The sequence below is a fragment of the Streptomyces sp. AK02-01A genome (assembly GCF_033795305.1).
Classification (GTDB): domain Bacteria; phylum Actinomycetota; class Actinomycetes; order Streptomycetales; family Streptomycetaceae; genus Streptomyces.
In genome coordinates this window covers 1-26,116 of sequence record NZ_JARBAE010000033.1, presented here as the reverse complement: position 1 = coordinate 26,116, position 26,116 = coordinate 1, and the positions used below count along the sequence as shown (strand labels likewise).

Genomic DNA, 26,116 nt, shown 5'->3' with positions numbered 1-26,116 from the left:
TCAGTCCTGGAGCCGCCGCCAGTTCCAGGTCGCCGCGATCTCCAGCGGCTCCAGCGGGGTGACCAGCTCCGGCAGCGTGTTGAGTCCGTTCGGCGGACCGGACTGCGGCTCCACACAGACCGCCTCGGCCTGCTCGTCGTAGATCACGACCCACTCGGCACGGCTGGCGACCTTGAGCTCCAGCAGGCCCGGCCAGGTGAGAGTGACATCGACACCGTCGGGCATGCCGAAGCAGTCGTCCCAGGGACCGGGGAGCGGCGGGATGCGGCGGCCGGTGGGCAGATGCTCCTCGCCTCGCTCCTCCTGCCACGCCGGCGTGAAGTCGATACGTACGCCGCCGTTCTCGCCGTCGCCGCCGGGATCGCGCAGAAACCACGGGTGCCAGCCGGCCTGCGCGGGAAACGAGGTGTCGTACGTCTCCACCGACAGCGTGAGGCTCAACGAGTCCTCGGTCAGCTCGAAGGACTGAGTGACCCGGCCGCTGTACGGCCAGGGCTCGGCGAGGTCGTAGGTGAACGCCGCCTCGCGCTCTCCGGCGCGCGCGGTTCGCCAGGCGGTGTCCCGGCCGGTGCCATGGATCGCGTGCGGCGGGGAGTTGAGCGGCATCTGCCGGACCACTTCGCCGTTTCGGAACTGCCCGTGCTCGATCCGCCCGCACCAGGGCACCATGGGGAAACAGCCGTACCGCTCGCCCTGGCGCAACAGTTCGGTCCCGGCGACACGCAGACTGCTGATCCGGCAGCCGTTCGCCGGGCTGATGGTCAACTCGGCGTCGCCCGCCACAAGTCGGATGCTCTCTTCGCTGCTACTCACGACTCCGACACTACTTGCGGCGCCGCAGTGCGCGCCCGACCACCACGGCGGAGGCGAGTGCGAGCGCGGCGGCGGGAGCGACCCAGCGGAGTGTGACTCCCGCGCCGGCCGCCTCGGGCGGCGGCACGGGCGCGTACCGTCCACGCGGTGGCGCGTGATCGACCTCCTCGGCGCTGCGGCCGATCATGGTGCGCCGGGCATGCGCGGCCTCGGCGGGCGGCTCTTCGGGGATGAGGAAATCGCCTTCGCCGGAGGCGGTCTCGCCGTCGAGAGGAGCCGCCGGCATATCGACATCGAACACGGGCTCGTCAGGATCGTCGGAGGCGTCGAACTCGTCCGGGTCGTCGGAGGCGTCGGGGCCCGCCTCATCAGGGCCGCGTTCATCGGCACCGCGCTCGTCGGCGGCGAGTTCACCGGAGGCCGGGCCGTCGAATGCCTCCACCGGGCCGGCCGCGTCCGCGGGCTCGGCGGTGGCTCCGTCCCGGCCGGTGTCCGGCAGCGGGTCGGCGGCGGTGTCCGCGGACGACGGAAGGCCGGGCTCCGCCGAGGACTCCGGCGCGGCGGCCTCCTCGCTCAGGCGCGCGACGAAGCGGTCCATCAGGCGGTGCGCGGCGGCCCTTGTCGGCTGAGCGGGGAGTTCCGCCAGTCGGCCTTCCGCGCGCGCTCCGCCCGTGAACACGAGCGTCGTGCCGTCCGCCGTCTCCGTCAGCCGCACCGCGAGCGTCAGCTTGACGGAGCCCGTGCCACGGACCTCCGTGCCCTCGCCCTCGGCGGTGAAGACACCGTCCTGTTCGGTGAGCGCCAGGGCACCTCGGTAGGTGATCGTATGGCCACCGATACGGATTCTGAGGCGGCCGGAGAGCGGGCCCGCCGTCTCCTCCGCGTCCTGTTGTAGTCCCGGGACGCAGCGGGCGACCCGGCCAGGGTCCCGCAGCGTCTGCCGGAGAGTCTCTGCCGAAACCGGAACGAACACCTCATGCTCCATGGAAGTCGAGCCTACTCAGACCGGGCCGCCGGGGCGCCTCCTGCGTGAAACCGGCACAGCTCGTCGGCCCAGGACCCCTCGGACGCACCCGTGTCAGTGGGCGTACCGGGGATGCACCAGTGTCGACGGCGGCAGACCGGGCATCCGTGTCCGCTCCGCGCCCCGCGCGCCCGCCGCCAGCGCGGATCCGGCGAGAGAGCGCAGCGCAGGCGCGTCCGCAGCGAGGCCGAGACCCGGCGTGGCTCCGAGCTCCGCCAGCTCGAATCCCCAGTCGCTCGCGGCCGGCCTGCCGTCCTTCACCCGGTCGGGTCCCGCGGCGAAGCGGGACGGCCGTCCCGTCGCGCGATACGGACTGGTGCTGAATCCGGCCGCGCGCAGGGTCGCGTCGACCGTCCAGTACACGCGCGGCTGGGCCGAGGGCGATCCCGCGTGCACGGCCAGCCGTCCGCCGTCCGCGAGGACCCGCGCGGCGAGGCCGTAGAACTCCTCGGAGTACAGCTTCATGCTGGGCGTGATCCCGGGGTTCGGCAGATCCGAGATGACGACGTCATACGTCTGGTGGCGCTCCTCCCGCAGCCAGGTGAACGCGTCCGCGTACACCGCCCGCAGCCGTGGATCGCGGTACGCGTGGCCGTTCAGCGCCGCCAGCGCCGGGTCCGTACGGGCCAGCCGGACCACACCCGGGTCCAGCTCGACCACGGTGACCGAGCGGACGTCCTCGTACCGCAGGACCTCCCGCGCCGCCAGCCCGTCGCCTCCGCCCAGAATCAGCACCCGTCGGTGCGGTCCGCGCATCGCCGGATGGACCAGCGCCTCGTGATAGCGGTACTCGTCGCGTCCGCTGACCCGCAGCCGTCCGTCCAGATAGAGATCCGGCGGTCCGGACCGCCCGCCCGTCAGGACGACTTCCTGGACATCCGTATGTACGGCGACCCGCACGCGTTCCCCGTACACCGCGTGCCGCGCCGCCCGCTCGAAGTCGTCCACCTGGACCGCCGCGGTGGCCAGCAGGGCCAGTACGACGACATTGACGGTCACCAGCAGCCGGCGCGCGGGCGGTGTCAGATCACGGCCGAAGACCCACAGCACCAGCACCGCGCCCGCCACCGCGTTCACCGCGCCCGTCAACAGCGCTCCCGTGAGCTGTCCGAGCCACGGCAGCAGCAGGAACGGGAAGGCGAGCCCGCCGACGAGCGCGCCGACATAGTCGGCGGCGAACAGATCGGCGACGGTCCCGCCGGCGTCCTGCCGGGAGACTCGCTGGATCAGCGTCATCAGCAGCGGGATCTCGGCGCCGATGAGGACGCCGATGCCCAGCGAGAAGCCGACCAGGGCGTACCGGGACTCGCCCAGCCACGCGAAGCTCGCGTACAGCACCAGCGCGGAAGAGCCGCCCAGCAGCGCCAGCGCCGCCTCCAGCAGGCCGAACCCGACCGCGGCCCGGCAGCGCAGCCGCTTGGCGAGCAGCGAGCCGAGGCCCATCGCGAAGACCATCACCGAGAGGACGACGGACGCCTGGGTGACGGAGTCCCCGATCAGATACGAGGCGAGCGCGACCAGCTCCAGCTCGTACACCAGTCCGCAGGCGGCGCAGACGAACACCACGGCGAGGATCAGAAAACGACCCGCGTCCGGACGCACGGGCAGTCGCGTCTCGCCCTGGGGCGGCGTGGACACGTGCTGCTCGATCATGACGGCCACGCTACGTCGCCGCGACGGAGCGGTTTGTCACCCACACGGGTGTAACTGGTGCGGGTTTAGAAGCGGCGCCGCTCGTTCGCCGGCTTCCCATGGCTCCGCCGCTGCCGACGCCAACGCTGCCGCGAGCGCGCGTGCATGCGTGCGTGCGTGCGTGCCGGGCGTCGCGCACCGGGCGGGACTCCTCACGCGTGCCTACAGCGCCGCGGGCACCCGGGCCCCGACCCGCGTCCGGGTCACGACGAGCCGGCCCTCCTGCGGATACGCGTGCCAGGTGCGCCAGCGCACCTGGTCACCGTCGCTCTGCGCGAGCATCGCGGTGAAGGCGTACGGAGAGCCCGGGAAGGTGCCCGCCAGCCCGTTCGGATGGTCCGCCACCAGCGCGAGCAGTTCCTGGGCGCGCCCGGCGAACGAGCCGCGCGAGAGCGTCTCGACCCGCGCGGCGAATTCGTACTCCCAGTCGCCGATCCGCTTCGAGACGCCGAGCGGCAGCGGCGTACTGCTGCCGGGCATACAGGCGACCGTCTCGGAACAGGTACCACGGTCCTCCTCCAGAAGGACCTGGTGGGAAGCGCCGAGCAGTCTCAGTTGAAGACCGGCGCCCGTGAGGTCGAGATCGAGGACGGCCAGGGCCGGAAGCGGCTCCCGGCCCAGCGCCCAGGCGAGATCGGCGGCACGGGTGTCGGAATAGGCGGTATTGAGGGTGGTGAGCATGGGTCGGCTCCGCAAACACGCTTGACTGATGGACCGGGGATCTCCCGGACCGTGAATGAGGGCGCTTGTGGGGGAGGTCGCCTGCTCGGTTCCGATTGCGGTCCGAGGGCTGGAAGCTCTCAACAGCGAGGCAATCATGAACTACCGGACGCTCACAGCGATTTTACCCAACTTGGCTGGGTTTCCATCCCCGCGGGGGCTCCACGGTTCAACTGTTCAACAGAAAGCGGAGGAGAAGATCAACACAGCGATGCCCGGCGGGAGTTCGTCTCCCACCGGGCACCATCGGCCGTCATCCCGTGTCAGCTGCTTCCGCCACATCCGCCGCCGCCACCGCACGACGAGCCGCCACCGCTGGAGGAACCGCCTCCGCAGGACGAGCTGTTGCCGGCGCAGGACGAGTGCCCGTCACCACAGGAGTAGTTGGTCCCGCCGTTCGAGGCACCGGCGCCACGGGCCCACCAGCTCCCCTCGTTACGCCGCTTCGCACCCCTCTTCTTCAGCGACGTCGTACGGCTCCTGGCCGTCGTACGGCGCCGACTGCGCGAGCTGTCCTTGGTACCCAGCCTCGCCACGATCCCGATGAACACCACCGCGACCAGTACGACCACCAGTCCCAGAATTGTCATCGTCCTCACCGTCCCTCAGTTCCCCCGAAACGAGGCCCCCGCGCCTTCGCGTGGCCGGCCTCGCATCTGACCGGCTTCCTACGTGACTGGGATGTCCCCTCGCCCTCCTGAACCCAAAGCTGACTTGAGCAACTCCAGAGGTTCCGCCCAGGATGGCTGTTATGACCTCACGCGAACCGGGACCACAGCCACCGCCCGACCGCCGCCTCGCACCCTCGCGGCGGAGCCGCAAGGAATGGCTGGGCGGAACCACGATCTTCGCGGAGATGTCGGCTCTGGCCGTACGGACAGGAGCGATCAATCTCGGCCAGGGCTTCCCCGACACCGACGGGCCCGAGGAGATCAGAGAGGCCGCGGTCCGTGCCCTGCGCGACGGCCGCGGCAACCAGTACCCGCCCGGCCCCGGCATCCCCGAGCTGCGCACCGCGATCACCGAGCACCAGCTCAAGCGGTACGGCCTGGCGTACGACCCCGACACCGAGGTCCTCGTCACAGCGGGCGCGACCGAGGCGATCGCCGCCGCGCTGCTCGCCCTGGTCGGGCCCGGCGACGAGGTGATCGCGCTGGAGCCGTACTACGACTCGTACGCCGCCTGCATCGGAATGGCGGGCGGCATCCGTGTCCCCGTCACTCTGCGCCCGCGCGACGGCGCCTACCACCTGGACCTGGACGAGCTGCGGGACGCCGTCACCGACCGCACCCGGATGATCCTGCTCAACACCCCGCACAACCCGACCGGCACCGTCCTCGGCCGTGAGGAGCTGGCGGCCGTCGCGGAGCTCGCCGTCGAGCGCGATCTGCTGGTCGTGACCGACGAGGTGTACGAGCATCTGGTCTTCGAGGGCGAGCACCGTCCGATCGCGGAGCTCGCCGGAATGCGCGAGCGGACCTTGACGATCAGCTCCGCGGGCAAGACCTTTTCCTTCACGGGCTGGAAGGTGGGCTGGGTGACCGGGACGCCCGAGCTGGTGGGCGCGGTGCGGTCGGCCAAGCAGTTCCTGACCTATGTGGCGTCCGGACCGTTCCAGTACGCGATCGCCGAGGCCCTGCGCCTGCCCGACCGCTATTTCGACGATCTGCGTGCCGATCTCCTGGCCAAGCGCGATCTGCTCTCCGCGGGCCTGACGGCGGCCGGCTTCGAGGTCTACCGGCCGGCCGGCACCTACTTCGTGACCACCGACATCCGCCCGCTCGGAGAGAGCGACGGCTTCGCGTTCTGCCGGTCGCTGCCGGACCGGTGCGGTGTCGTCGCCGTCCCCAACGCCGTGTTCTACGACCATCGCGAGGAGGGCGCGCCCTTCGTACGCTTCGCCTTCTGCAAGCGGAAGGGCGTTTTGGAAGAGGCGGTAACCCGCCTCAAGCAGCTCGCGCTCTGAACCACCGCGCGACGCCGCCGCGCGTGCGATGTGGCCGCCCGGACGAGACCGGCCCTGTCCGAGCAGCCACATCGCCACCCACCTACTCGGTGTCCTTCGGATGCCGTGGCGCCTTCGCTTCGCCCTCCGCGAGCGCGGGACGTCCTGACGCAAGCGCCCGCCCGGCCCACGAGACCCGGGCCCGCGACAGCACCTACGGCAGAGCCCGGCCGGGGCCGTGATCGTGGTGATCACGGTCCGGCCGGGCTCTCGTGCGGCGAGGCCGCGTGCTCAGGCCCTGTCCTCCGGCGCCGGCGCCGTGGGCGCCTCGGCGGCCCAGGAGGGCCGGCTCAGAGCTCGTCTTCCGGCTTCTCCTCCGCCGTCTCCAGGTCGAGCTGCTCCACGAGCCACTTGTCGAACTCGATCGACGCGCGCACCCAGCTCACCGTCGACGACACGAAGTGCTCCAGGCTGACGCCCATGCCGATCAGCATCTGCGCCTCGCCGATGAGCCGGACGGTGGGAGGACCGTCGCCCTCCTCGTGGATGTGCGTGTAGACCTTGGGCCACAGCGTCCGGCGGTTCCAGTCGTCGATCGCGTCGAGGATCTTGGACTTGTCCGTGACGGGGTGCGGCCGGTCGTAGAACGTCCGTACCGAGAAGACCTGCTGGTCCTCGTCGCCGCGGAACATGAAGTACGTACGGAATTCCTCCCACGGCGCCGCGAGGTCACCCTCGTCGTCGACGACGTACTTCAGCTCCATCTGTTCGAGGAGCTGCTTGACCAGATCCTGGTCAGGGACGACGGGGCCCGCCGGTCCTGCACCCTGCGGTTGGGGCTGGCCCCCGAAATTCGGAATCGAGGACGGGTCGATGCTCACCGTGTATTTCCCTTCGTACGGTTCCTGCCATCCTCTCCCATGGCAGCCGGGGCATGGCAAGCCCGGCCCGCCCCGATCCGCTGCGAGCTGACACGATCGGCGGGAGGCACCGAGGCCCGGTACGCCACGGGCCCGTCACGCGGGAAGGCCCGCCACCCGGGAAGGTGACGGGCCCGCCGGGACAGCGCCGCCCTACAGCGTCTTGCCGGCCGCCGCGCCGACGATCAGTCCGTCCTCGAACCGGTCCACCCGGACCGTGTCCCCGTCGGTGACCTCGCCCGCCAGGATCTCCTTGGCGAGCTGGTCTCCGATCGCGGTCTGGACGAGGCGGCGCAGCGGGCGCGCGCCGTAGGCCGGGTCGTTGCCCTCGTCGGCCAGCCACTCCAGCGCGGCCGGAGTGACCTCCAGCGTGAGCCGGCGTTCGGCCAGCCGCTTGCCGAGCCGGTCGATCTGGAGCTTGGCGATGTGCGCCAGTTCGGCCCTCGACAGTGCGGAGAAGACCACCAGATCGTCCAGCCGGTTGAGGAACTCCGGCTTGAACGAGGCCCGTACGACCTCCAGGACCTGCTGCTTCTTCTCCTCCTCGCTCGTCAGCGGCTCCACCAGATACTGGCTGCCGAGGTTGGACGTGAGGACGAGGATGGTGTTGCGGAAGTCCACCGTCCGGCCCTGGCCGTCGGTGAGGCGCCCGTCGTCGAGGACCTGGAGCAGGATGTCGAAGACCTCGGGATGGGCCTTCTCCACCTCGTCCAGCAGCACCACGCTGTACGGGCGGCGCCGGACGGCCTCCGTGAGCTGACCGCCCTCCTCGTAGCCGACATAGCCGGGAGGAGCGCCGACGAGCCGCGCCACGGAGTGCTTCTCGCCGTACTCGCTCATGTCGATGCGGACCATGGCCCGCTCGTCGTCGAAGAGGAAGTCCGCGAGGGCCTTGGCCAGCTCGGTCTTGCCGACACCGGTGGGGCCGAGGAAGAGGAAGGACCCGGTGGGCCGGTCGGGGTCGGCGATTCCGGCGCGGGTACGGCGCACCGCGTCGGACACGGCCCGTACCGCCTCGCTCTGGCCGATCAGCCGCCTGCCCAGCTCCTGCTCCATGCGCAGCAGCTTCTGCGTCTCGCCCTCCAGCAGCCGGCCGGCCGGGATTCCGGTCCAGGAGCCGACGACATCGGCGATGTCGTCCGGGCCGACCTCTTCCTTGACCAGCTTGTCGGTGGGCTCCCTGGCGGCCTCCTGCTCGGCCTCGGCGGCCTCCTCCAGCTCGCGCTCCAGTCCCGGGATCTCTCCGTAGAGCAGCTTGGAGGCGGTGTCGAAGTCGCCGTCGCGCTGGGCGCGCTCGGCCTGGCCGCGCAGCTCGTCCAGCCGTTCCTTCAGCTCACCGACGCGGTTGAGGCCACGCTTCTCCTTCTCCCAGCGGGCGTTGAGGCCACGCAGCTCCTCGTCGCGGTCGGCGAGGTCGCGGCGCAGCTTCTCCAGCCGCTGCTTGGAGGCCGGGTCGGACTCGTTCTTGAGGGCCAGCTCCTCCATCCGGAGCCGGTCGACCGAGCGCTGGAGTTCGTCGATCTCCACCGGCGAGGAGTCGATCTCCATACGGAGCCGGGACGCGGCCTCGTCGACCAGGTCGATGGCCTTGTCGGGCAGGAAGCGGGAGGTGATGTAGCGGTCGGAGAGGGTGGCGGCGGCGACCAGGGCCGCGTCGGCGATCTGCACCTTGTGGTGGGCCTCGTAGCGGCCCTTCAGTCCGCGCAGGATCGCGATCGTGTCCTCGACGTTCGGCTCGGCGACCAGCACCTGCTGGAAGCGCCGCTCCAGGGCCGCGTCCTTCTCGATCCGCTCGCGGTACTCGTCCAGCGTGGTCGCGCCGACCATGCGCAGCTCGCCGCGGGCCAGCATCGGCTTGAGCATATTGCCGGCGTCCATGGCGGAGTCGCCGCCGGCGCCCGCGCCGACGACGGTGTGCAGCTCGTCGATGAAGGTGATGATCTGTCCGTCGCTCGCCTTGATCTCGGAGAGGACGGTCTTGAGGCGCTCCTCGAACTCGCCGCGGTACTTGGCTCCGGCGACCATCGCGCCGAGATCCAGCGAGACCAGGCGCTTGTTCTTGAGCGACTCGGGCACATCGCCCTTGACGATGCGCTGCGCGAGTCCCTCCACCACGGCGGTCTTGCCGACGCCGGGCTCACCGATGAGCACCGGGTTGTTCTTCGTACGTCGTGACAGCACCTGCACCACGCGCCGGATCTCCTGGTCCCGGCCGATGACCGGGTCGAGCCTGCCCTCGCGGGCCGCGGCGGTGAAATCGGTACCGAACTTCTCCAGGGCCTTGTACTGGCCCTCCGGGTCGGGTGTGGTCACCCGGCGCCCTCCCCTTGCCTTCTCGAACGCGTCCAGCAGCCTCTTGGCACCGGCACCCCGCGCCTCCAGCACCTCTCCGGCCTGACCGCCCTTGGCGGCGACGCCGATGAGCAGATGCTCCGTGGAAAGGTAGTCGTCGCCCAGCTCCTTGGCCTGCCGAGCGGCGTCGGCGATGACGGCCAGCAGCTCGCGGTTGGGCTGCGGAGGCGCGACGGTGGAGCCGGTCACGCTGGGCAGCGCGGCCAGCAGCCGCTCCGCTCCTGACCGTACCGCGGCCTGGTCCGCCTCGACGGCCGACAGCAGGTCGGTGATGTTCTCGTTGTCCTGGCCTTCGAGCAGCGCGAGCAGCAGATGTGCGGGGGTCAGATCGGGATGCCCGCCCGCCACGGCACGGCTGGTGGCGGCGTTGATCGCATCCCGGCTCTTGTTGGTCAGCTCGGCGTCCACGTGCGCTCTCTCCTCCTTGCGCGGAACTCAACTCTGCTTCTTCGAACCTGCACAAAGTTGAGTCTATTCCACTCAAGCCTGAAGCGGGACAGGCCCGGTCGGTGTCCGCGCGTCTCACGGCCGCCCGCGACCTACGCTTCCGGCATGGCCCCTGACGTACACAATCCCAGCCCCGAGTTTCTCGCGTTCTGGCGCGAGCACCACCTGTGCACCCTGACCACGCTGCGTCCGGACGGCAGTCCGCATGTGGTCCCGGTGGGTGTGACCTACGACCCGGAGGCCGGGCTCGCACGGGTCATCACCAACAAGCACAGCACCAAGGTCGCCAACATCCTGGCGGCGGGCACGGAGGGAGCGCGGGTCGCGGTGTGCCAGACGCACCGGCGCCGGTGGTCGACGCTGGAGGGCCGCGCCACGGTACGCACGGAACCGGAGCTGGTCGCGGACGCGGTGAGCCGCTACGCGGAGCGCTACGAGCGCACGCCCGCGCCCAATCCGGACCGGGTCCTCATCGAGATCGCCGTGGACCGGGCGCTCGGCCGCGACTGACCGCCCACAGCCGACCGCCTACGGCTGAGCGCTCCACGGCCGACCGTTCCGCGGCTGAATACGGACAGCACAACGGCGCCATCGTGTTTCAGGTCCACGATGGCGCCGTTGTGTGGGGGAAGTGCCTGAGCGACTTTGAGCGACGGGGGAATCGCTCAGGCACTGCGGGGGGTGGCGATGATGGTTTTTGGTTCGACCAGCTGGTGGTCACGCTGGTCGAGATTGACGAAGATCATGTCGTATCGGATGACACACCGGACCGGCTGCGGAGCCCCCCGCGGCCTCCGAAGGCAGCGGTAGGCACGGACGTCCTCGTCCTCCTCGCGCACGACGACGATCGGCTCTCCGAACAGAGTGACCATCACCGAGTCGCCACGACGGGGAATCGCGGTGACGAGGTCGATGAAGTGCCACCCCGACCGGTAGGCCGTGGCCATCTCCCGCCGGAAGACCCGATCGTCCGGCGGGACGGTCATGCCTCTTCGCCAACCGGCGAGCTGTCCCAGCCGACGTCCACCCCTCCGGTCGGGTTGACCGTCCTGGCCGTGTCCCAGCCGACGTCCGGGTTTCCGTCCGTGTGGTACGCGCCGGCACTCACATGGGAAGCCGCCGCGTCCCAGCCGACATCTCCGGCGACCAGCGCTGCACCGAGTGCTGTCATGGCGACAAAAGCGGCGGCAAGCACCGAGCGAAGCATTTTCGTACGCATAGTCGGCTTCGTCCTCACTTGATAGTTTCTTCTCCCCCGCCACGTCGACGATGTCTTATCCGGACACGTCGGCACCACAGGGTGGATGCATCATGTTCCTGTACGTACAGGAACCTGGGGGGTGGGCATATGACCACGATCTACTCAAGTGAGACACATCGGCACCCTCTCACCGAACTATGCGCCGATGGGACGAGGCTTTACGGCAACGCCCTGCGCTCCGGACGCATCAGCCGCCGCGAGGTCGAACCGGCTCCCTGCCTCATCGACTTCGCACTTCTGCACCCGGACCCGGACGACCCGGACTGGCTGCGCCCTGTTCCGCCCACCGCGGCGCTCGCACAACGCCTACACCCCATCGAGCGGGAGATCCAGGAGCGGCGCGAACTCTCGGTGGAACTGGCCGAATCCTTCGAACCGTTCATGGCCATCAGCGCGCAGGCTCCGCCGACGATTCACGCCATTACCGTGCTGGAAGGTTTCAACCGCATCAACGCGGCTCTGGACGTCGCCATCTCGGAGAGCCGGACGGAGGTGCTCACCGTGCAGCCCGGCGGCGGCCGCAGCGAGCATGTGCTCAGCCAGGCGCTCACGCGCAGCAAGCCGCTGATAGACCGCGGGATAAGCGTGCGGACGCTGTACCAGCACACGGTCCGGCACAACCAGGGCACATTCGCCTACGTGGAACACATGGCGGGCGCCAAGGTGGAGATCCGCACCCTGGAGGAGCTCATAGAGCGCCTGATCATCTGCGACAGGACGGTCGCCTTCATACCGGCGCGTGACGACCGGAAGGTAGCGCTGGAGCTGCGCCATCCGGGCCTGGTCGAGTATCTGACCAAGGTCTTCGAACAGCTCTGGCGGCGCGCCACGCCGCTCGTCGAGGCCATCTCGTACGCGCCGGACCCGGAAGGGATCACGGGCGTCCAGCGGACCATCGCGAAGCTGCTCGTCGAGGGATATGTCGACGAGGCCATCGCCCGCCGGCTCGGGATGAACGTACGCACCTGCCGCGCGCACATCGCCAAGCTCGCCAGCGCCCTCGGCAGCGGCAGCCGCGCCCAGCTCGGATTTCTCATCGCGCAGTCGGGGATCCTGGAGCAGGACGGCTGAGAACCCTCCTCGCCACGCCGAGGAGCCCCGGAAGAGACGGCGGAGCCGGAGAAGGACGCCGGACACGCGAAAGGCCCCCACCGAGCCGGTGGAGGCCTTTCGCGTAAGACCACACGAGACACGCGTGTCGTAAGGCGGCCTCAGTCCGCCGGCCGCTTGGGCCGCCACACCACCAGCGCGCTCGTCTGCTGCACATCCTGATACGGCACCAGATCCCGCCGGTACGAGGCGTGCACCTGCGCCTCGCGCTGCTGCATCGCCACCGCCGCGCCCTCCACCGCCGCCGACAGCTCGGCGACCCGGTCCTGGAGCGCCGCGACCTGGTTCTCCAGTTCGATGATCCGCTTGATGCCGGCCAGGTTTATGCCCTCGTCCTGCGACAACTGCTGCACCTGGCGGAGCAGTTCGATGTCACGCGCCGAGTAGCGGCGGCCGCGGCCCGCCGTACGGTCCGGGGAGACCAGACCGAGACGGTCGTACTGTCTGAGGGTCTGCGGATGCAGACCCGAGAGCTGGGCCGCCACCGAGATGACGTACACCGGCGTCTCCTCGGTCAGTTGGTACGCCCTGTTGAACGACGAGGACTGCCGACGCCGCCCGTCCATGTCCATCGGGTCATGCTCCCTTCGCGGCCTGGAACAGCTCCTCCCGCGGGTCCTCGTCCGCGGTCGCCTTCCGGTAGGCCTCAAGCGCGTCCCTGGCGGACGCGCCGAGATCCTTGGGAACGGCGACCTCGACGGTGACCAGCAGGTCCCCGCGAGTGCCGTCCTTGCGCACGGCACCCTTGCCCCGGGCACGCATCGTACGGCCGTTGGGTGTCCCGGGTGGCAGTTTCAGCGTGACCGGCGGCCCGCCCAGCGTCGGCACCTTCACCTCGCCGCCGAGCGCCGCCTCCGCGAAGGTGACGGGCACGGTGACGGTGAGGTTGTCGTCCCGCCGGCCGAAGACCGGATGGGAGCCGACATGGACGACCACATACAGATCGCCCGCCGGACCGCCGCGCTCACCGGGAGCGCCCTTGCCGCGCAGCCGGATCCGCTGGCCGTCGCTGACGCCGGCCGGGATACGGACCTGCATGGTCCGCGACGACTTGGCGCGCCCGCTGCCCTTGCAGACCTCGCAGGGATCCTGAGCGATCAGCCCACGGCCCTTGCAGTCCACGCACGGGTCGGTGAGCGAGAAGCCGCCGCCGCTGCCGCGCGACACCTGACCGGTGCCCACACAGGTCGGGCAGACCCGCGGAGTGCCGTTCTTGTCGCCGGTACCGGAACACGCCTTGCAGGGCGCCTGGCTGGACATCCGCAGCGGAACCGTGGCCCCGTCGACCGCCTCGGTGAAGCTGAGCGTCACCTCGGACTCGATGTCCTGGCCGCGGCGCGGCTGCGTACGCGTCCCGGCGCCGCCCCGGTTGAAGAGGCCGCCGAAGACATCGCCGAGCCCGCCGCCGAAACCGCCGCCCTGGCCCTGCTGCGCACCGCCCGGGGCGCCGCCGAAGAGGTCGCCCAGGTCGAAGTTGAACGAACCGCCGCCGCCCGCGCCCGGCCCCGGCCTGAATCCGCCGTTGCCGAAGAGGGCGCGCGCCTCGTCGTACTCCTTGCGCCGCTTGGTGTCTCCGAGCACGTCATTGGCCTCGGAGATCTCCTTGAAGCGCTCCTCGGCCTTGGCATCGCCCTTGTTGGCGTCCGGGTGGAACTCGCGGGCGAGCTTCCGGTACGCCTTCTTGATCTCGGCCTCGGTGGCGTCCTTGGGGACGCCGAGAACCTTGTAGTAGTCCTTCTCCACGAAGTCCTTCGTGCTCATTCCCGACGTCCCTCCTCTCCGCCTTCACCGCCGTGCACCGCGTCAGCCCTCGTCCGGGCCACCGCTCTCCCTGTCAGCCGCCGAGTCGGCCTGCTCGTCCGCGGTCTTGGGCTGGGCCCCGGGCTGGGGCTCGGCCACCGCGACGCGAGCGGGCCTGATCGTGCGCTCGCCGAACCGGTACCCCGGCTGAAGGATCGCGACGCACGTCGTCTCCTTGACGTCCGGCGCGTACGAGTGCATCAGGGCCTCGTGGATCGTCGGGTCGAAGGGCTCGCCCTCCTTGCCGAACTGCTGGAGGCCCATCTTCGCGGCCACCGTCTCCAGCGATTCGGCCACCGACTTGAAGCCGCCGACCAGTTCGTCGTGTTCCCTCGCCCGGCCGATGTCGTCGAGCACCGGCAGCAGCTCGGTCAGCAGACTCGCGACAGCGATCTCCTTGACCGTCACCCGGTCCCGCTCCACCCGCCGGCGGTAGTTCTGGTACTCGGCCTGGAGCCGCTGGAGATCCGCGGTGCGCTCGTTGAGCGCCGTACGGACCTGGTCCAGTTGTGCCGTCAGTGCTACTTGCTGTACGTCCCCGGCCGGGGCCGCCGAGCCCGGCTCCTTGGCGGAGGCAGACTCGGCGGGCTTCGGCGTGGCGTCTTCGGGGCCGGCGCCTGAGGGGACGTCGGGCTTCTCCTCGAAGCCCGGGGTCTCCTCCGTCACGCGGCACCGTCCTTCTTCTCGTCGTCGACGATCTCGGCGTCGACGACATCGTCGTCGGCCTGGCCCTGTCCGGCACCGGGCGCCGCGCCACCGGCGGTGGCGCCTTCGGCCTGCGCGTTGGCGTACATCGCCTGGCCGAGCTTCTGCGAGACGGCCGCGACCTTCTCCGTCGACGTACGGATCTCGGCGGTGTCCTCGCCCTTGAGCTTCTCCTTCAGCTCGGCGATGGACGCCTCGACCTCGGTCTTGACGTCGCCCGGGACCTTGTCCTCGTTGTCCTTCAGGAACTTCTCCGTCTGGTACACGAGCTGCTCGGCCTGGTTGCGGGTCTCCGCGGCCTCGCGGCGGCGGTGGTCCTCGTCCGCGTACTGCTCGGCCTCTTCACGCATCCGGTTGACCTCGTCCCGCGGCAGCGAGGAGCCACCGGTGACGGTCATCTTCTGCTCCTTGCCGGTGCCGAGGTCCTTCGCGGCCACGTGCATGATGCCGTTGGCGTCGATGTCGAAGGCGACCTCGATCTGCGGCACACCGCGCGGGGCGGGCGGCAGACCGGTCAGCTCGAACATGCCGAGCTTCTTGTTGTACGCGGCGATCTCGCGCTCGCCCTGGTAGACCTGGATCTGCACCGACGGCTGGTTGTCCTCGGCCGTCGTGAAGATCTCCGAGCGCTTCGTCGGAATCGTCGTGTTGCGCTCGATGAGCTTGGTCATGATGCCGCCCTTGGTCTCGATACCGAGGGACAGCGGGGTCACGTCGAGGAGCAGGACGTCCTTGACCTCACCCTTCAGCACACCGGCCTGGAGCGCGGCGCCGATGGCGACGACCTCGTCCGGGTTGACGCCCTTGTTGGCGTCACGGCCGCCGGTCAGCTCCTTGACGAGCTCCGCGACGGCGGGCATACGCGTCGAACCGCCGACGAGCACCACGTGGTCGATCTCGGAGAGCTGGATGCCCGCGTCCTTGATGACGTTGTGGAACGGCGTCTTGCAGCGGTCGAGCAGGTCCGCGGTGAGCTGCTGGAACTGCGACCGGGTGACCTTCTCGTCCAGGTGCAGCGGGCCCTCGGCGGAAGCCGTGATGTAGGGCAGGTTGATCGTGGTCTCGCTGGACGACGACAGCTCGATCTTCGCCTTCTCCGCGGCCTCGCGGAGACGCTGGAGAGCCATCTTGTCCTTGGACAGGTCCACACCGTGGCCGTTGGCGAACTGCTTCACCAGGAAGTCGACGAGACGCTGGTCCCAGTCGTCACCACCGAGGTGGTTGTCACCGTTGGTGGCCTTCACCTCGACGACGCCGTCACCGATCTCCAGCAGCGAGACGTCGAAGGTGCCGCCACCGAGGTCGAAGACCAGGATCGTCTGGTCGTCCTTGTCGAGGCCGTAGGCCAGCGCGGCCGCCGTCGGCTCGTTGACGATACGCAGCACGTTGAGGCCCGCGATCTCGCCGGCCTCCTTCGTCGCCTGGCGCTCCGAGTCATTGAAGTACGCGGGGACGGTGATCACCGCGTCGGTGACCTTCTCACCCAGGTACGCCTCGGCGTCCCGCTTCAGCTTCTGCAGCACGAAGGCCGAGATCTGCTGCGGGTTGAAGTCCTTGCCGTCCAGGTTGATCTTCCAGTCGGTGCCCATGTGGCGCTTGACCGACCGGATGGTCCTGTCGACGTTCGTAACCGCCTGGCGCTTCGCGACCTCGCCGACGAGCACCTCGCCGTTCTTGGCGAAGGCGACGACGGACGGCGTGGTCCTGGCGCCCTCTGCGTTGGTGATGACGGTGGGCTCGCCGCCTTCGAGAACGCTGACGACGGAGTTAGTCGTGCCCAGGTCGATGCCGACCGCACGTGCCATTTCGATTCCTCCAACTGACTTGAGTGGAACAGGCTCAAGGATGCATCACAGATCCCAGAGTGTCAAAGGACCTGAGTCGAGGGGGCTCAACTATCGTGCGGACGCCTTACGCCCGAGGAGCCGCCGTACGGATGGAACGTGCCGGACGGAGGCGCCTTGCCCCGGCCACACCTTTCCGTCGTGCGATCGTTCTGCGACAAAAGCCTTGAAAGTCACAAATCCCTATCGAACGTAACAGACAACACAGAACGGTCAGGTATGGCATGCGACGACGCACACAGCGGCACCAGACCCGGTCCGGGACGCGGCACTCGGACTGGCCCGCGCCGTGGCGCACGCAGTACCGCTCGCGGCTCCGCCCGGAGCCCAAGCGCCTGCTGGATCTGACGCTCGGCTCGGTCCTGCTCGTTCTGGCCGCGCCGGCACTCATCGCCGCCACGCTCGCCCTGGCGATGTCCCGGCCGCCCGGCGGTGTCTTCGTACGCGACTACCGCACCGGGCTGAAAGGCCACCCTTTCATCCTCCGGACGCTGCGCACCCGCCGGTTCCGGCTCGACCTGCTCTCGCGGCTGCCGCTGGTCGTACGCGGCCGGCTGTCGCTGGTCGGGCCCGCGCCACTGAAGATCGGCTCTCCCGGGTCGGCGGCGCCCTGGCGCGGGCTGGTACGGCCGGGCCTGACCGGCCTCGCGCAGGTACGACGGCACTCACGGCTGCCGTGGGACGAGGCGACACTGCTCGACCAGCACTACGTCGAACACCACTGGATCGGCCTCGATCTGGCGATTCTCGCCCGCACGCTGCCCGCGCTGCTCATCGCACGCGCCCACGCGCGCGCCGCCTCGGGCGTCCGTCCGGACGCCTGGCCGCGCACCCGGCCGTACGCTCGGCTGTACAGCCGGCCGAACGCGCTCGCACTCGTCCGGCCACGCGCCGGCTCCTCCGACCGGCGCGGACAGGGTCCCCTGAGCGACACAGATCACCGGTCCCGCCGCTACATTGCGGCGAGATAAGTGGGTAACCTCAGCACGGACTGATTAAGTTACCGCTTAGTAAGACTGGCGGAATTCCCACCCTCGCAGGCCCGAGGAGCCCCACATGCAACTCGCCGCGATCATCGTGTCGCTGGTACTCGGCGTCGTCGGCGTCGCGCTGTTCGGCCGAGCCGTCGCGCAGATCTACCGCTTCGTGAAGCTCGGCCAGGCCGTCCCCGCGGGCTCGCGCACCGACGAACCGGGCCGGCGCACCCTGACCGTCGCCAAGGAGTTCCTCGGCCACACGCGGATGAACCGCTGGGGCGTCGTCGGCGTCGCGCACTGGTTCGTCGCGGTCGGCTTCTTCACTCTCGTACTGACGCTGGTCAACGCGTTCGGGCAGCTCTTCCAGGCCGACTGGCTGCTGCCGGTCATCGGCGACTGGACGCCGTACGAGGTCTTCGTCGAGCTGATCGGCCTGCTGACGACGCTCGGCATCCTGACCCTGATCGTCATCCGGCAGCTCTCGCTTCCCAGCAGGGCCGGCCGCAAGTCGCGCTTCGCGGGCTCCAACTTCGGCCAGGCGTACTTCGTCGAAGCCGTCATCCTGATCATCGGCGTGGCCATCCTGCTGCTCCGCGGGCTGGAGGGCGCGCTGCACCACGCCGACTCCTACCAGGCCGCGTATCTGGTCTCGTATCCGCTGGTCGCGGCGTTCAAGGGGCTCAGCCTTCCCACTCTCCAGAACCTGGTCTACCTGATCGCGATGATCAAGATCGCGACCTCCTTCATCTGGATGATCACGGTCGCGCTCAAGACCGACATGGGGATCGCCTGGCACCGCTTCCTCGCCTTCCCGAACATCTGGTTCAAGCGCGAGGCCGACGGCGGCACGGCGCTCGGAGCCCTCCAGCCGATGACCAGCGGCGGCAAGGAGATCGACTTCGAGACGGTGTTCGACGACGAGGACGGCGAGGAAGCCGTCTTCGGCGTCTCCCAGATCGAACACTTCTCCTGGAAGGGCCTGCTCGACTTCTCCACCTGTACGGAGTGCGGCCGCTGCCAGTCGCAGTGTCCCGCCTGGAACACCGGCAAACCGCTCTCTCCGAAGCTGCTGATCATGTCGCTGCGTGACCACGCGCACGCCAAGGCGCCGTATCTGCTGGCCGGCGGCGGCAAGACGGCGGAGGGCGAGGAGAAAGGCACCGAGGAACAGCTCGCGGGCGTGCCCGCGGCGGCCCTCGCCGAGGCCGAACGCCCGCTGATCGGAACGCTGGAGGACGGACCTGGCGGACTCGGCGGCGTCATCGACCCGGACGTGCTCTGGTCCTGCACCACCTGCGGCGCGTGTGTGGAGCAGTGCCCGGTCGACATCGAGCACATCGACCACATCGTCGACATGCGCCGCTACCAGGTGATGATCGAGAGCTCCTTCCCGAGCGAGGCCGGGACGATGCTCAAGAACCTGGAGAAGAAGGGCAACCCCTGGGGCCTGGCCAAGAAGCAGCGCCTGGAGTGGACGAAGGAGGTCGAATTCGAGGTGCCGGTCGTCGGCCGGGACATCGAGGATCTCTCCGAGGTCGACTACCTCTACTGGGTCGGCTGCGCCGGTGCGCTGGAGGACCGGGCCAAGAAGACCACGAAGGCCTTCGCGGAGCTGCTGCACATCGCGGGCGTCAAGTTCGCGATCATGGGCGGCGACGAGAAGTGCACGGGCGACTCGGCCCGCCGCCTGGGCAACGAGCCGCTGTTCCAGCAGCTCGGCCAGGAGAACGTCGCGATGCTGAACATGGCCTTCGGCGAGGACGAGGACGACGACTCGACCAAGAAGGCCAAGGCCAAAAAGAAGATCGTCGCGACCTGCCCGCACTGCTTCAACACGATCGCGAACGAGTACCCGCAGCTCGGCGGCGAGTTCGAGGTCATCCACCACACCCAGTTGCTCCAGCACCTCGTCGACGACGGCAAGCTGGTCCCGGTGACGCCGGTCGAGGGACTGATCACGTACCACGACCCCTGCTACCTGGGCCGTCACAACAAGGTCTACACACCGCCGCGCGACATCATCGCGAAGGTGCCCGGCCTGCGGAACGAGGAGATGCACCGCCACAAGGAGCGCGGCTTCTGCTGTGGCGCGGGCGGCGCGCGGATGTGGATGGAGGAGCGGATCGGCAAGCGCGTCAACAACGAGCGCGTCGACGAGGCTCTTTCGCTGAACCCGGACATCGTCTCGACGGCCTGCCCGTTCTGCCTGGTCATGCTGTCCGACTCGGTCAACGGCAAGAAGAGCGAGGGCCAGGCGAAGGAGTCCCTCCAGGTCGTGGATGTGGCGCAGCTCCTGCTCGACTCGGTGCGCACACCGGCCGATCCGACAGGGCCGGAGGAGCGGGAGAGCACACCGGACCCGGAGCCCGAGCCGGTGAAGTAACCACACGCGAAAGGCGGCGTCGGCCGGACGACGCCGGCGCGGCCGGATCCGCCTCGGGGGCGGGTCCGGCCGGCGCACGTGTCGGCCGAGCCGTATCGATGGGGTCAGCACGGCTCGTTGGGGTCAGCCACGGCTCGATGGGGTTGATCACGGCTCGATGGGGTGAATCACGGTGACAGCGAGCGTCCGTGTCCTCGCCTGTTTCCTTTCCTGTACGGCACTGCTGCTGACGGGCTGCACCGCCGCCACCGGTGCCACCTCCGCCGGTCCCGCCGCCGGCCTGGACCAGGAAGCCGCGAAGGCCAAGAACGGCGACACCGCGCCGCGCTCCGGCAGGGCCGGCGCCCCGCACCGTCCGGTCCCGCGCGGCGAAGGCAGCCGGATCCCGGACGACTTCAACGGCGACGGCCACCGCGACCTCGTACTCAACGATCTCGTCAGGGCTCCCGGCGACCGGCACGGCGAGGACGCGGGCATCGGAATCGTGTACGGCACGGCAGCCGCTCGCGGTCTCGACCCGGCCGTACGCCAGACCCTCAGCACGACCGCGTGGGGCGCCGAGGCCGACGGCAGGGCGCCGACGGCTTTCGAAGCCGAGGCCGCCTGTGACGTCGACCAGGACGGCTTCGGCGATCTGATCATCGCCACGGAGCGGCCGTACGCCAGGGACCAGTGGCCGCTCGGCTCCCGCCGGATCCTCTTCGGCGGTCCCGCCGGCCTGACCGGCCAGGCGGTCGTCCCGCGGAGGCCGGCCGGAGCGCGCTTCGGCGGCGAGTGGCCCGGCCGGCCCGTCTGCCGCTGCTTCGAAGGCGGTGACGGCGGCGACGGCGGCGACGGCGGCGACGGCGGCCTCACGGTCGGCGCGAGCGTACGGCTGCCGCCCGCGCCACTGCTGCCACGCGGAGCCGCGGCCGAGGCCGGTAGCGGGACCGGCTCCGGCTCCACCGTCACCGAACTGCTCCGGTCCGCCGATTTCAACGGAGACGGCCGCCCGGACCTGGTGACCCGTACGCACCGCGGCGAGGAGGCGGACCTCATCGCGCTGTACGAGGCCGGCGTCGCCGGCGACCGGCCGGTGATCACCTTCAGTACATCCGTCTTTGTCGGATGACTTCCCTGCCCTCCCGCGCCGCCCGGCCGCACGCCGAGCCGATCACGCGCCAGGCATCCGCAGGTCACGGCCCTCCGGACGGGATTGTCACCAATCGCCGCGCACAGTCCCGGAGATGTCACAGCTCGGCCGCAAAGGCGGGCCTGTTCCCTCCCTCCGCCGCCGCACTCGTCAGGACCGGGTACGTTCGATCGCGTGGCTGGATTCAGGATTGGACGCGGCGGGGACAACCGCACCCCGCAACAACCGCAGCGGCAGCGGCAGCAACCACCGCGGCAGGCGCCGCCTCCGGGTTACGGGGGCGGGCAGCGGCCCGCGCCTCCGTACGGGCAGCAGCAGTGGCCTCCGGCGGGCACCGGACAGTACGGCGGGCACGGCGCACCGGGCGGACACACCGGGCAGCACGGCGGCGGGCAGCACGGCGAGCCGGAGTACTTCGGCGACCCGTACCAGCAGCCTCAGCAGGGCCACGGCGCCGACCCGTACGCCAACAACCCCGGTCACACGCAGGCGTTCAGGATCGACGAGGAAGCGTACGGCGACGGCGCCACCTACCACGCCGGCGCGGCCTCGGCTCCGCCGGTCCCGGTGGGCCCTCGGCTGAGCTGGAAGGACCTGCTGACCGGCGTGGTCCTGCGGCCCGGCGACACCTTCCTGCGGATGCGTGACTATCCGGTCTGGGGCCCCGCCCTGATCGTGATGTTCCTCTATGGCCTGCTGGCGCTCTTCGGCTTCGACACGGCCCGCGAGGACGCGATCAACGCGACGCTCTCGACGGCCATCCCGGCCGCTCTGATGACGGCCGTCGCCTTTGTCCTCGGCAGTCTGATCCTGGGCGCGGTGACCCACACACTGGCCCGTCAGCTCGGCGGCGACGGCGCCTGGCAGCCGACCGTCGGCCTCGCCATGCTGATCATGTCGATCTCGGACACACCGCGGCTGATCTTCGCCCTCTTCCTGGGCGGCCAGAACTCCCTGGTCCAGGTCCTCGGCTGGGTGACCTGGATCGCGGCCGGCGCGCTCTTCACCGTCATGGTGAGCAAGTCGCACGACCTGCCGTGGCCGAAGGCGCTCGGCGCGTCGGCGATCCAGCTCATCGCGCTGCTGTCGCTGATCAAGCTGGGCACGATCTAGGGCTTCGTCAGGACCGGCAAGAACGCACGGCGACGAGAGGGCCTCCGGCAGGGGGCCTTCTCACGTATTCACCTATGACGCCCATCCCGCTTACTCGCTGCCGCGCACGCTCGCTCCGCGCAGGCGACCGTTCCCAGCGCCGCGGCTACACGTCGCGAACGCATCTACCGCGCCGTACGACGGGCTGCTCCACGCTCCACGGGAAGTTGATCCACTCTTCCGTGCGCTTCCAGACGTAGTCGCACTTGACCAAGGACTGCGACTTCTCGTAAATCACCGCGCTGCGCACCTCGGCGACCTCGTCGACGCAGAAGTCGTGCACCAGCTTCAGCGTCCTGCCGGTGTCGGCGACATCGTCCGCGATGAGCACCTTTTTATTGGAGAAGTCGATGGCGTTGGGCACCGGCGCCAGCATGACCGGCATGGCCAGGGTGGTGCCGACGCCGGTGTAGAACTCCACATTGACCAAATGGATATTCTTGCAGTCCAGGGCGTACGCCAGCCCGCCGGAGACAAATACACCGCCGCGCGCGATGCTGAGGATGACATCGGGCTCGAATCCGTCGTCCGCGATGGTCTGCGCCAGTTCGCGGACGGCCCGGCCGAACTTCTCGTACGTCAGATTCTCCCGCGTACCCGTCATACCGCCATCACACCTGCGTCCGGTGGAAGTTGAGATAGGACCGGGAAGCCGTGGGCCCCCGCTGCCCCTGATAGCGCGAACCGTACCGCTCGGATCCGTAGGGGAACTCCGCCGGCGAGCTGAGCCGGAAAAGACAGAGCTGCCCGATCTTCATCCCGGGCCAGAGTTTTATGGGCAGGGTCGCGAGATTCGACAGTTCGAGCGTGACATGCCCGGAGAATCCGGGATCGATAAAGCCGGCGGTCGAATGAGTCACCAGCCCGAGACGACCAAGACTGGACTTGCCTTCCAGCCGGGAGGCGATGTCGTCGGGCAGCGAGATGACCTCGTACGTCGACGCCAGCACGAATTCGCCGGGGTGAAGGATGAACGCGTCATCGCCTTCCGGCTCGACCGTCCGCGTCAGATCGGCCTGCTCGACGGCGGGATCGATGTGTGGATACCGGTGGTTCTCGAACACCCGGAAAAACCGGTCGAGCCGCACATCGATGCTGGAGGGCTGCACCATCGATTCTTCATACGGGTCGACACGTACGCGTCCGGAATCGAGCTCGGCCCGGATGTCCTTGTCTGAGAGAAGCACATCCCGAGGATACGCAGAGCGCGCGAGCCGCCCCAATCGGGCAGTCCCGCGCGCTTCGGCCGACTGGGGCGTGTCGCGAAAGTCGCACCTGGCCCACGACGCCCGGCACGCACACGAGCCGCATGGTCGGAGTCACCCGAGCACGTCCGGTCCATCAAGGCGGACGGTCCTCCGCCCGACGATCAACGCACCGGACGCCGGAGGCCTCCGCCTTCCGGCCGGACGGCGCCACGTCCGCGACACGCCCCACAGGTCAGCGCTGCTCCAACCTCACCAGCTCGGCCGGCTCCACCGGCACGGCATGCCGCAGCCGCGTACAACGCGGACACCGGATCAGCCGCCCGGGCCCGATCCGCCCGGTGTCGAGCTGCTGCATCGGGAACATCGCGGTACTGAACACATGCCCTGCGGCACATCGGACGACAGTGCGCTCCATCAAGCCCATCAAGTCCCTTCCCCAACAAACGCGGACGAACGCAACACTAGGGGATGAACGGGACACGGCTCCAAGCGGCACTCCGCCCCGCGAGCCTACGCCTCAACTCCCGCCGCCCGCACCCACATCCACCTCCCGAGGGCGCCCCGGGACAGCGGAAAGGCCCCGGCGCCGCAATACGCCCGGGGTGCACGATGAGGTACAGTGACGGCGACGCGATGCCGCTCACTGGCGCGCCGCGCGGGTGTAGTTTAATGGTAGAACATGAGCTTCCCAAGCTCAGAGCGCGAGTTCGATTCTCGTCACCCGCTCTTTCGTGAAGGCCCAGGTCAAAGACCCGGGCCTTTCTTGTTGTCTAGACCATTCCGCCACTTCGTGCCATTCGCGCGCCATAAGGGACCGAGTAGCGCACCGAATTGAGGCTCGCAAGCCCTCGCGCGACGAATTCACGTCGGGGCGTCCCAGATCGCGAGATACCTTCCGAGTGACCTGCGCCACACGACGGCTGGCTCGTGCATGTGTGCGGACGTGTAGCGCCGGACCAGCGGAGCACTGGTCCGGCGCTCAGCACCGCGTCACGCCTCCCGCGAGACGAGCCCATCGACGTCACGCGGGCGCGGAACGAGCGGATGGACGGTGGCACCCTCGCCGACGCCTTCCACCGCCCTCACACGCTGACGGCGTACATCCGTGTCGATATCTGCGGCGAGCTTGCGCTGGTGCTCCTTGGTGGAGTGTTGGTAGATCAGCTGCGCCCTTTCGGAGGACTGGCCCGCGCGGACCATGAGGTCCTTCAACTTGGCGCCGGTGTCAGCCGCCAGAGTGTTGCCGGTGTGCCGCAGGTCGTAGAAGCGGAATTGCTCCGGCAGGCCGACGGTGTCGCGCCCTTGCGCCACTTGCGGCCGAAGGTGGTGCCGCGCAGCGCCGCCCCCTTCTCGCCGATGAACACCAGCCCCTCCGGGCCGGGCTGGGCAAACCGGTCCAGGTGCTGCCGCACGTCGACGTGCACGAAGGCCGGCAGCACGATCTCCCGCCTCCCCGCGCGGGACTTGGGGTCACCGACGACGCGGCGGCCGGTGTTCAACTCGGGCGCGGCACGCCGTACCCACACCGATCCAGCATCCAGGTCGACGTCACCGCGTCGCAGCTCGGCCAGTTCCTCCGGGCGCATCGAGGCGAAGGCGCCAAGCAGCACCATCAGGCGCCAGCGCAGTCCGATCACGTCGGCCAGGGCGAAGACCTGAGCGACCGTGGCGACCGGGCGCTCGTCCGCCTCCTCACGTCCGGCGCCGCGGATCCGGCACGGGTTCTTGCGGATCATGTCGTCCTCGACTGCCGTCTCCATGATGGCCTTGAGCAGCCGGTACGACTTGGCGACCGTCGTCGCCCCCGTGGCCCTCCGCCGCTCCGCGCGCCAGGTCCTGACCTTGGAGGGGCTGATCACGTTCACGTACAACTCGCCGAACGTCGGCTCCAGGTGCAGCCGCAGCAGCCTGCGGTACAACTCCTCCGTGGTGGGCGCGACACCGCGCTCGTCGATCCGCCGCGTGGCGTACTGGCCGAACAGCACCTCGCCGGCGGTGGGGTCCATCCAGTCGCCACGCGTCTGGTCGGCCTGGACCTGCGCGAGGAAGACCTCGGCGTCGCGCTTTGTCTCGTACGTCTCCGGCGCCGCGCGCAGAACGCCGTCCGACCCGGGATAGCGCGCCTGGTACCGCCCGGAGGGCAACTTGCGGACCGCCCCGAAGCTCCTGCGAGGCGCCCTCCTCTGTGCGCGCGCCATCAGGCCGCCCTCCCGAACCGGGAGCGGCTCCGGGCCATGGGTTCGACCGTGCGCTCTTCTATGAAGGCGGTCAGCACGGCCTCGGGGATGCGGACAGGTTTGCCGAGCTTCACGTAGCGGATGCGGCGCTCGGAGACGAGGCGGCGGACGAAGCGGACTCCGGTGCCGAGGCGTTCGGCGGCCTCTTCCACGGTGAGGAGGCGGTCAGCGGTGTGTGTCACCTCCTTCGCCGTCGCCGAGGGAGGGGTCTGCGTTGAGGCGTGGGGTGTCGCCGGCCGGGGCAAGGCGGGTCCTCTCTTCGCAGGCGCGTGGCACGGCAATGCCTGCCTGCGGGGCCGCTTCAGCTCCGCCGCGTCCGCGTCCGACGACCCCGGCGACTCCGCCGCGGGCGGCCCGGCCTCGGCGGCCCGGGCCTTCTTCACCCAGCCGCGCA

The 26,116-nt window shown here is 69.5% G+C and carries 25 protein-coding genes, 1 tRNA gene and 1 pseudogene; 9 read left to right on the top strand and 18 right to left on the bottom strand.

The window, feature by feature from the left end; all coding sequences use genetic code 11:
- From PV679_RS25965 to PV679_RS25945, 5 genes are all read right to left on the bottom strand, one after another.
- A complete protein-coding gene (locus tag PV679_RS25965) occupies nucleotides 1–813 on the bottom strand; it encodes an aldose 1-epimerase (RefSeq protein ID WP_319682813.1) in 813 nt (270 codons plus the stop codon).
- A gap of 10 nt (nucleotides 814–823) precedes the next feature.
- Nucleotides 824–1,798 carry an SRPBCC domain-containing protein gene (locus PV679_RS25960; protein WP_319682812.1) on the bottom strand — a complete coding sequence of 325 codons (975 nt, stop codon included), beginning with the start codon at nucleotides 1,796–1,798 and terminating at the stop codon, nucleotides 824–826.
- 93 nt (nucleotides 1,799–1,891) lie between these two features.
- Nucleotides 1,892–3,490, bottom strand: a complete 1,599-nt coding sequence (locus PV679_RS25955) for a polyamine aminopropyltransferase (protein WP_319682811.1) — start codon at nucleotides 3,488–3,490, stop codon at nucleotides 1,892–1,894.
- Between the two features lie 201 nt (nucleotides 3,491–3,691).
- The gene (locus PV679_RS25950; protein WP_319682810.1) at nucleotides 3,692–4,210 is read right to left on the bottom strand and encodes a DUF2617 family protein; all 519 of its coding nucleotides are present in this window, start codon (nucleotides 4,208–4,210) and stop codon (nucleotides 3,692–3,694) included.
- A gap of 302 nt (nucleotides 4,211–4,512) precedes the next feature.
- Nucleotides 4,513–4,839 (bottom strand): hypothetical protein, encoded by a 327-nt coding sequence (locus PV679_RS25945; protein ID WP_319682809.1) that lies wholly within the window; start codon nucleotides 4,837–4,839, stop codon nucleotides 4,513–4,515.
- A gap of 152 nt (nucleotides 4,840–4,991) precedes the next feature.
- On the opposite strand from PV679_RS25945, the gene PV679_RS25940 reads away from it, so the two are divergent.
- On the top strand, nucleotides 4,992–6,215 hold the full coding sequence (locus PV679_RS25940; protein ID WP_416069804.1) for a pyridoxal phosphate-dependent aminotransferase: 1,224 nt from the start codon (nucleotides 4,992–4,994) through the stop codon (nucleotides 6,213–6,215).
- A gap of 329 nt (nucleotides 6,216–6,544) precedes the next feature.
- Here PV679_RS25940 and PV679_RS25935 read toward each other — a convergent pair whose 3' ends face one another.
- Nucleotides 6,545–7,075: a YbjN domain-containing protein gene (locus tag PV679_RS25935; protein ID WP_319682807.1), complete on the bottom strand. Its 531-nt coding sequence runs from the start codon at nucleotides 7,073–7,075 to the stop codon at nucleotides 6,545–6,547.
- A gap of 192 nt (nucleotides 7,076–7,267) precedes the next feature.
- Nucleotides 7,268–9,874: an ATP-dependent chaperone ClpB gene (gene clpB / locus PV679_RS25930; protein ID WP_319682806.1), complete on the bottom strand. Its 2,607-nt coding sequence runs from the start codon at nucleotides 9,872–9,874 to the stop codon at nucleotides 7,268–7,270.
- Between the two features lie 144 nt (nucleotides 9,875–10,018).
- Between clpB and PV679_RS25925 the strand changes: the two genes are divergently transcribed.
- Nucleotides 10,019–10,423 (top strand): pyridoxamine 5'-phosphate oxidase family protein, encoded by a 405-nt coding sequence (locus tag PV679_RS25925; protein WP_319682805.1) that lies wholly within the window; start codon nucleotides 10,019–10,021, stop codon nucleotides 10,421–10,423.
- 155 nt (nucleotides 10,424–10,578) lie between these two features.
- Here the strand turns inward: PV679_RS25925 and PV679_RS25920 are convergent, their stop codons facing one another.
- Nucleotides 10,579–10,899: a (2Fe-2S)-binding protein gene (locus tag PV679_RS25920; RefSeq protein WP_319682804.1), complete on the bottom strand. Its 321-nt coding sequence runs from the start codon at nucleotides 10,897–10,899 to the stop codon at nucleotides 10,579–10,581.
- Nucleotides 10,896–11,132 (bottom strand): hypothetical protein, encoded by a 237-nt coding sequence (locus PV679_RS25915; RefSeq protein ID WP_319682803.1) that lies wholly within the window; start codon nucleotides 11,130–11,132, stop codon nucleotides 10,896–10,898. The genes PV679_RS25920 and PV679_RS25915 overlap by 4 nt, the downstream gene beginning before the upstream one ends.
- Nucleotides 11,133–11,261: 129 nt before the next feature.
- Between PV679_RS25915 and PV679_RS25910 the strand changes: the two genes are divergently transcribed.
- Nucleotides 11,262–12,245 carry a helix-turn-helix transcriptional regulator gene (locus PV679_RS25910; protein WP_319682802.1) on the top strand — a complete coding sequence of 328 codons (984 nt, stop codon included), beginning with the start codon at nucleotides 11,262–11,264 and terminating at the stop codon, nucleotides 12,243–12,245.
- 140 nt (nucleotides 12,246–12,385) lie between these two features.
- Here the strand turns inward: PV679_RS25910 and PV679_RS25905 are convergent, their stop codons facing one another.
- The 4 genes from PV679_RS25905 to dnaK are packed head-to-tail and all read right to left on the bottom strand — an operon-like array spanning nucleotide 12,386 to nucleotide 16,594.
- Nucleotides 12,386–12,850 carry a heat shock protein transcriptional repressor HspR gene (locus tag PV679_RS25905; RefSeq protein ID WP_319682868.1) on the bottom strand — a complete coding sequence of 155 codons (465 nt, stop codon included), beginning with the start codon at nucleotides 12,848–12,850 and terminating at the stop codon, nucleotides 12,386–12,388.
- 10 nt (nucleotides 12,851–12,860) lie between these two features.
- Nucleotides 12,861–14,045 carry a molecular chaperone DnaJ gene (dnaJ, locus tag PV679_RS25900; RefSeq protein WP_319682801.1) on the bottom strand — a complete coding sequence of 395 codons (1,185 nt, stop codon included), beginning with the start codon at nucleotides 14,043–14,045 and terminating at the stop codon, nucleotides 12,861–12,863.
- 42 nt (nucleotides 14,046–14,087) lie between these two features.
- Nucleotides 14,088–14,750, bottom strand: coding sequence for a nucleotide exchange factor GrpE (gene grpE, locus PV679_RS25895; RefSeq protein ID WP_319682800.1), 663 nt, complete (start codon nucleotides 14,748–14,750; stop codon nucleotides 14,088–14,090).
- The gene (gene dnaK, locus PV679_RS25890) at nucleotides 14,747–16,594 is read right to left on the bottom strand and encodes a molecular chaperone DnaK (RefSeq protein WP_319682799.1); all 1,848 of its coding nucleotides are present in this window, start codon (nucleotides 16,592–16,594) and stop codon (nucleotides 14,747–14,749) included. The genes grpE and dnaK overlap by 4 nt, the downstream gene beginning before the upstream one ends.
- 263 nt (nucleotides 16,595–16,857) lie before the next feature.
- Between dnaK and PV679_RS25885 the strand changes: the two genes are divergently transcribed.
- From PV679_RS25885 to PV679_RS25870, 4 genes are all read left to right on the top strand, one after another.
- Nucleotides 16,858–17,604, top strand: coding sequence for a sugar transferase (locus PV679_RS25885; RefSeq protein WP_319682798.1), 747 nt, complete (start codon nucleotides 16,858–16,860; stop codon nucleotides 17,602–17,604).
- 85 nt (nucleotides 17,605–17,689) lie between these two features.
- Nucleotides 17,690–19,993: a (Fe-S)-binding protein gene (locus PV679_RS25880; RefSeq protein WP_319682797.1), complete on the top strand. Its 2,304-nt coding sequence runs from the start codon at nucleotides 17,690–17,692 to the stop codon at nucleotides 19,991–19,993.
- A 172-nt stretch (nucleotides 19,994–20,165) separates the two neighbouring features.
- On the top strand, nucleotides 20,166–21,104 hold the full coding sequence (locus PV679_RS25875) for a VCBS repeat-containing protein (RefSeq protein ID WP_319682796.1): 939 nt from the start codon (nucleotides 20,166–20,168) through the stop codon (nucleotides 21,102–21,104).
- A gap of 195 nt (nucleotides 21,105–21,299) precedes the next feature.
- Complete coding sequence (locus tag PV679_RS25870; protein WP_319682795.1) at nucleotides 21,300–22,238, top strand: Yip1 family protein; 939 nt, start codon at nucleotides 21,300–21,302, stop codon at nucleotides 22,236–22,238.
- Between the two features lie 145 nt (nucleotides 22,239–22,383).
- On the opposite strand, the gene PV679_RS25865 is transcribed toward PV679_RS25870, so the two are convergent.
- From PV679_RS25865 to PV679_RS25855, 3 genes are all read right to left on the bottom strand, one after another.
- Nucleotides 22,384–22,881, bottom strand: a complete 498-nt coding sequence (locus tag PV679_RS25865) for a phosphoribosyltransferase (protein ID WP_319682794.1) — start codon at nucleotides 22,879–22,881, stop codon at nucleotides 22,384–22,386.
- A 7-nt stretch (nucleotides 22,882–22,888) separates the two neighbouring features.
- Nucleotides 22,889–23,464, bottom strand: coding sequence for a dCTP deaminase (gene dcd, locus PV679_RS25860; protein ID WP_319682793.1), 576 nt, complete (start codon nucleotides 23,462–23,464; stop codon nucleotides 22,889–22,891).
- 253 nt (nucleotides 23,465–23,717) lie between these two features.
- Nucleotides 23,718–23,909 (bottom strand): hypothetical protein, encoded by a 192-nt coding sequence (locus PV679_RS25855; RefSeq protein WP_319682792.1) that lies wholly within the window; start codon nucleotides 23,907–23,909, stop codon nucleotides 23,718–23,720.
- 231 nt (nucleotides 23,910–24,140) lie between these two features.
- Between PV679_RS25855 and PV679_RS25850 the strand changes: the two genes are divergently transcribed.
- Nucleotides 24,141–24,211, top strand: a tRNA-Gly gene (locus PV679_RS25850).
- A 264-nt stretch (nucleotides 24,212–24,475) separates the two neighbouring features.
- Here the strand turns inward: PV679_RS25850 and PV679_RS25845 are convergent.
- Together PV679_RS25845 and PV679_RS25840 are read right to left on the bottom strand one after the other, a co-directional pair.
- Nucleotides 24,476–25,683 (bottom strand): annotated as a pseudogene (locus tag PV679_RS25845) (tyrosine-type recombinase/integrase).
- Nucleotides 25,683–25,904 carry a helix-turn-helix domain-containing protein gene (locus tag PV679_RS25840; protein ID WP_319682791.1) on the bottom strand — a complete coding sequence of 74 codons (222 nt, stop codon included), beginning with the start codon at nucleotides 25,902–25,904 and terminating at the stop codon, nucleotides 25,683–25,685. Before PV679_RS25840 ends, PV679_RS25845 begins: the two are co-directional and overlap by 1 nt.
- On the opposite strand from PV679_RS25840, the gene PV679_RS25835 reads away from it, so the two are divergent.
- On the top strand, nucleotides 25,894–26,116 hold a 223-nt coding region (locus PV679_RS25835), incomplete at its 3' end, for a hypothetical protein (RefSeq protein ID WP_319682790.1). The two genes, PV679_RS25840 and PV679_RS25835, sit on opposite strands and share 11 nt — an antisense overlap.

Excerpts from the sequence above, each read along its gene's own strand:
- PV679_RS25960 (WP_319682812.1), bottom strand. The coding sequence starts at position 1,798 with ATGGAGCATGAGGTGTTCGTTCCGGTTTCGGCAGAGACTCTCCGGCAG.
- PV679_RS25955 (WP_319682811.1), bottom strand. The coding sequence starts at position 3,490 with ATGATCGAGCAGCACGTGTCCACGCCGCCCCAGGGCGAGACGCGACTG.
- PV679_RS25950 (WP_319682810.1), bottom strand. The coding sequence starts at position 4,210 with ATGCTCACCACCCTCAATACCGCCTATTCCGACACCCGTGCCGCCGAT.
- PV679_RS25945 (WP_319682809.1), bottom strand. The coding sequence starts at position 4,839 with ATGACAATTCTGGGACTGGTGGTCGTACTGGTCGCGGTGGTGTTCATC.
- PV679_RS25940 (WP_416069804.1), top strand. The coding sequence starts at position 4,992 with ATGGCTGTTATGACCTCACGCGAACCGGGACCACAGCCACCGCCCGAC.
- PV679_RS25925 (WP_319682805.1), top strand. The coding sequence starts at position 10,019 with ATGGCCCCTGACGTACACAATCCCAGCCCCGAGTTTCTCGCGTTCTGG.
- PV679_RS25920 (WP_319682804.1), bottom strand. The coding sequence starts at position 10,899 with ATGACCGTCCCGCCGGACGATCGGGTCTTCCGGCGGGAGATGGCCACG.
- PV679_RS25915 (WP_319682803.1), bottom strand. The coding sequence starts at position 11,132 with ATGCGTACGAAAATGCTTCGCTCGGTGCTTGCCGCCGCTTTTGTCGCC.
- PV679_RS25910 (WP_319682802.1), top strand. The coding sequence starts at position 11,262 with ATGACCACGATCTACTCAAGTGAGACACATCGGCACCCTCTCACCGAA.
- PV679_RS25905 (WP_319682868.1), bottom strand. The coding sequence starts at position 12,850 with ATGGACGGGCGGCGTCGGCAGTCCTCGTCGTTCAACAGGGCGTACCAA.
- dnaJ (WP_319682801.1), bottom strand. The coding sequence starts at position 14,045 with ATGAGCACGAAGGACTTCGTGGAGAAGGACTACTACAAGGTTCTCGGC.
- dnaK (WP_319682799.1), bottom strand. The coding sequence starts at position 16,594 with ATGGCACGTGCGGTCGGCATCGACCTGGGCACGACTAACTCCGTCGTC.
- PV679_RS25885 (WP_319682798.1), top strand. The coding sequence starts at position 16,858 with ATGCGACGACGCACACAGCGGCACCAGACCCGGTCCGGGACGCGGCAC.
- PV679_RS25880 (WP_319682797.1), top strand. The coding sequence starts at position 17,690 with ATGCAACTCGCCGCGATCATCGTGTCGCTGGTACTCGGCGTCGTCGGC.
- PV679_RS25865 (WP_319682794.1), bottom strand. The coding sequence starts at position 22,881 with ATGACGGGTACGCGGGAGAATCTGACGTACGAGAAGTTCGGCCGGGCC.
- PV679_RS25855 (WP_319682792.1), bottom strand. The coding sequence starts at position 23,909 with ATGGGCTTGATGGAGCGCACTGTCGTCCGATGTGCCGCAGGGCATGTG.